Source organism: Hydrogenophaga sp., from assembly GCF_041633695.1.
Classification (GTDB): Bacteria; Pseudomonadota; Gammaproteobacteria; order Burkholderiales; family Burkholderiaceae_C; genus Hydrogenophaga.
Genome location: NZ_JBFJMY010000368.1, coordinates 1 through 4,219, shown reverse-complemented (window position 1 = coordinate 4,219; position 4,219 = coordinate 1). Strand labels below are relative to the sequence as shown.

Annotated in this window: 6 protein-coding genes; 2 read left to right on the top strand and 4 right to left on the bottom strand. The window is 64.9% G+C overall.

Going from position 1 to position 4,219, the window contains the following annotated elements; translation table 11 throughout:
* The 3 genes from ABYB95_RS18190 to ABYB95_RS18180 form a co-directional block, all read right to left on the bottom strand.
* Positions 1-687: FAD-dependent oxidoreductase (locus ABYB95_RS18190; protein WP_372660084.1), on the bottom strand; the 687-nt coding region annotated here is incomplete at its 3' end.
* Positions 688-768: 81 nt separating this feature from the next.
* On the bottom strand, positions 769-1,620 hold the full coding sequence (locus tag ABYB95_RS18185; RefSeq protein WP_372660082.1) for a ScpA family protein: 852 nt from the start codon (positions 1,618-1,620) through the stop codon (positions 769-771).
* Positions 1,621-1,640: 20 nt separating this feature from the next.
* Positions 1,641-1,889, bottom strand: coding sequence for a DUF3460 family protein (locus ABYB95_RS18180; protein ID WP_372660080.1), 249 nt, complete (start codon positions 1,887-1,889; stop codon positions 1,641-1,643).
* 169 nt (positions 1,890-2,058) lie between these two features.
* On the opposite strand from ABYB95_RS18180, the gene ABYB95_RS18175 reads away from it, so the two are divergent.
* Positions 2,059-3,315, top strand: coding sequence for an Hsp70 family protein (locus ABYB95_RS18175; protein WP_372660078.1), 1,257 nt, complete (start codon positions 2,059-2,061; stop codon positions 3,313-3,315).
* 38 nt (positions 3,316-3,353) lie between these two features.
* Here ABYB95_RS18175 and ABYB95_RS18170 read toward each other — a convergent pair whose 3' ends face one another.
* On the bottom strand, positions 3,354-3,923 hold the full coding sequence (locus tag ABYB95_RS18170) for a DUF1761 domain-containing protein (protein ID WP_372660076.1): 570 nt from the start codon (positions 3,921-3,923) through the stop codon (positions 3,354-3,356).
* Here ABYB95_RS18170 and ABYB95_RS18165 point away from each other — a divergent pair.
* Positions 3,916-4,219, top strand: a 304-nt coding sequence (locus ABYB95_RS18165; RefSeq protein ID WP_372660074.1) for a winged helix-turn-helix transcriptional regulator, incomplete at its 3' end; no start/stop codon positions are given. The genes ABYB95_RS18170 and ABYB95_RS18165 overlap by 8 nt on opposite strands.

The following is a 4,219-nucleotide window of genomic DNA, read 5'->3' as shown; positions in this document are numbered from 1 at the left end:
CGCTCGCCAGGCCGCAGCGATGCCGTCGCCGGTGGCGGTGTCCGGGTTGGTGGTGTAGAGGTAGACCTTGCCGGCGCCACCGGTGGCCAGGATGGTGTGCGGTGCGGTGAAGGTGACCACTTGGTCGCTGGCTTCGTCCAGCACATAGGCGCCGTGGCAGCGCTGTGCCGACTTGGACTTGGCCTTGCGGTCGGGCAGGTGGCGGTCGGTGATCAGGTCGACCAGGGTGTGGTGTTCGAACAGGGTGATGCCGGGTGTCTGGCGCACCCGCTCCATCAGCGTGGCCTGCACGGCCGCGCCGGTGGCGTCGGCCGCGTGCACGATGCGGCGGTGGCTGTGGCCGCCTTCCCGGGTCAGGTGCAGGTCGCCTTTGTCGGTGGTGAAGGGCACACCCAGCTCGCGCAGCCAGGCCACGGCGGTGGGCGCGTTTTCCACTGTGAAGCGGGTGGCTTCCAGGTCGCACAGACCGGCCCCGGCCACCAGCGTGTCGTCCACGTGCGAATCAAAGCTGTCGCTGTCGGCCAGCACGGCAGCGATACCGCCTTGGGCCCAGTTGCTTGAACCGTCGGCCATGTTGCGTTTGGTCACCACCGCCACGCTGTGGGTGGGGGCCAGGCGCAGCGCGGCGGTCAGACCCGCCAGGCCGCTGCCGATGATGAGGACGTCAAAAGCGTGGGAGTTGCTCATGGGGATTCGGGGTCGGGGTGTGGATAGGGGCCGCTCTGCGCACGATCTTGGCAGAGTCGCACGCCTGGGTGAGCGCCCGCGTCAATTGGGCGTATAGGCCAGGCGCACGTAGATGGGGGCGAAGGCCTCGGCCTGGGTCAGCTCGATCAGGGTTTCCTTGGCCAGTTCCAGCATGGCAATAAAGGTCACCACCAGGGTGGGCGTGCCCAGGCTCGGGTCGAACAGCTCGGCAAATTCCACGAAGCGGCGGCCTTGCAGGCGGCGCAGCACGATGCTCATGTGTTCGCGTACCGACAACTCCTCGCGGCTGATCTTGTGGTGCTGCACCAGCTTGGCGCGGCCCAGTATGTCGCGCCAGGCGCTTTGCAGGTCGGGCAGACTCACGTCGGGGAAACGCGGCATCAGCGCTTGTTCCACAAACACCTGCGCACGCAGAAAGTCGCGTCCGTACTGCGGCACCTCGGCCAGGCGGTGGGCGGCGAGCTTCATCTGCTCGTATTCGAGCAGGCGGCGCACCAGCTCGGCCCGGGGATCTTCGGCCTCTTCGCCTTCGGCCACCTTTTTGGGCGGCAGCAGCATGCGCGATTTGATCTCGATCAGCATCGCCGCCATCAGCAGGTACTCGGCCGCCAGCTCCAGGTTGCTGGCCCGGATTTCATCGACATAGCTCAGGTACTGGCGCGTCACCGCCGCCATGGGAATGTCGAGGATGTTGAAGTTTTGCTTGCGGATCAGGTACAGCAGCAAGTCCAGCGGGCCTTCGAAGGCCTCCAGAAACACCTGCAGCGCGTCCGGCGGGATGTACAGGTCGCGCGGCATGGCGAACAGCGGCTCGCCATACAGGCGCGCCAGCGCTACTTGGTCGACCACGGCGGGCAGCAGCGCCTCCAGCCCGTCGGGGGCTTGATCGAGCGTGGTGACCTCGTTCGTCATGCCGGGCTGTTGCTGGCGTGTCAGAGGTGGTCGGACTCGGTCTGGTAGACGTAGGGACTCTGGGGCACCTGCGCTGCTTGGGCCTGGGCCTGGAAGTCGCGGTCGATCTGTTTGTCCCACAGCAGCGAACGGCCTTTGCGCTGCTCTTGTTCCAGTGTCGGTTTGGCCGACTTGAGCTGTTCGATGAAATGGGTGGCGTCGGACACGTAGTGCGGGCGGGCAAAAATGGACATGTGGGACGCGGCGGGCGCGGTGGTGGGGAAAAGCACGATTTTACCGGGCCTGCTGCCCAGCACGCTGCGGCGGCGCGCAAAAGCGCTCGGCCACCCAAGGTGGCAGAATCGCCGGTCCTGCGCGATGCGTCCAAAAGCGTCCGTCGCCCGTCTTCGGTGCACCCGCCCGGCCTTGTTTTTCGATTCCCCCATTGCTCCACCTCCCATGACCGATTCGCTTCCTGGCACGCTCGGCATCGACTTCGGCACCTCCAACTCGTCCGTTTCCTGGGCCGACGCCCACGGCCCGGCGCGCCTGATCCCGCTCGAAGGCGAAGCCACTTCCATGCCCACCGCCGTGTTCTTCAACGCCGAAGACCATTGCACCCACTTCGGGCGCGACGCCGTGGCCCAGTACTTGAGCGGTACCGAGGGGCGCCTGATGCGTTCGCTCAAGAGCCTGCTCGGCAGCCCGCTGCTGCTGGAAACCACCGAGGTGAACCACCAGCAGATCAGTTTCCAGGACATCGTCGCCATCTTTCTCCAAGCCTTGCGCGAGCGCGCCGAACAGGCGCTGGGCGTGGCGCCCACGCGCGTGGTCATGGGGCGGCCGGTGCATTTTGTCGACGACAACCCCGAGCGCGACGCGCTGGCCCAGCGCTCTTTGCAGCAAGCCGCCCATGCGGTGGGCTTTGAAGAGGTGCGGTTCCAGCTTGAACCCATTGCCGCCGCGCTGGACCACGAACGCCGCCTGACGCGTGAAAGCCTGGTCCTGGTGGCCGACATCGGCGGCGGCACCTCCGACTTCACCGTGGTGCGCCTGGGGCCGCAGCGCATGCACCGCGTGGACCGCAGCGACGATGTGCTGGCCACCGCCGGCGTGCACGTAGGTGGCACCGATTTCGACCAACGCCTCAGCCTGGCCCAGGTCATGCCCTTGCTGGGCTACCGCCACACCGGCCCACAAGGGCGCGAAGTGCCGCACCGCGTGTTCATGGACTTGTCGACCTGGCACCTCATCCAGTGGCTGTACCACCCCCGCGCCATGGCCCAGGCCCAGGCGCTGCGCGTCAACTACAGCGAGCCGCGCCTGCACCAGCGCTTGATGGAGGTGCTGCAACACCGGCTTGGTCACCGCATCGCCTTTGAAGTCGAGCAGGCCAAAATCCGCTGTTCACAAAGCGACGCGACCACCCAGGTGGATTTGTCCAGCCTGGAAGCCGGACTGGACGCGGCCATGGACCCGGCACACATGCAGGCGCAACTGGCGGCCTTGCTCGAACGCACCGTGGCCTGCGCACACGCCTGCGTGCAAAGCGCGGGCCTGGGGCAGCGCATGCCCGACGCCATCTACCTCACCGGTGGCTCATCGGCTCTGCGCCCGTTCCAGCAAGCTCTGCAAGCCGCGTTTGCGGGCGTGCCGATGGTGGAGGGCGACCTGTTCGGCGGCGTGGCCTCGGGTCTGGCGTATTCGCGCGGCTGAGGGCAGGGGTGGCCCAGCGCAGGTACACGCCTGGGCTTTCAAGCACTGGTATTTGGACTGCCACGCCATGCCCATGCCATGAGCGGTGCCACCAATAGAAACTGCAGCAGCGTAAAGCCGGTTTCGATGAGGAAATACGCCGACACCGAGCTCATCGGGTGTTTCGCCGCGACGGCGATGGTGGTGAAGGACCAAGACAGTGCCGCAAACACCAGGCCGGCGTGACATGCGCTCCGGATCCAGGTGTCGGGCGAGGTGCTGAACAAGCGCGGATACGCCCAGGCAAAGATCAGTCCCTGCACCAGCATGGAGCCAAAGCCGAATGGAATGATCGGATCAGGCCGGTAAATGTTCAGCTGCACATAGGTATCGTGGAAGGCCACGAGATGCCACACGAAGCCGGTGATGAAGGTCGGCACCAGATACGCCAGGACAGCCAGCAGAAAGGGTTTTTTCATGGCTCCAATTCCTATTCTTGGGTGAGGTTCGTTGACGCAGCTCCTCGAAGGGGTGGGTTTGCAACGCAGGGCGCCGAGCAGCCGGCGCGGATGGATGGCTTGGGTCTTGCGGTGGTCGAGGTCTGCCCTGTTGTTGCTTGCAATGCGCAAGTATGATATTCAATATGACTTGCTTTTTGCAAGTGAAATGTGGAGAAAATGCATGCAAAGGCGTCAAGCGCGGATACGCCGGTCGGGTTGCCCGATCGGAATTGCTCTGGACCTGGTGGGCGATCCCTGGACCTTGCTGGTCGTGCGGGATCTGATGTTCAAAGGTGGCAAGACCTTCCATGACTTTCTGAACGGTGGCGAAGGGATTGCCACGAACATCCTGACCGACAGGCTGGTGCGCTTGGAAGCAAGCGGCATCGTGGCCAAAGTACGCGACGCGCAAGATATGCGCCGGT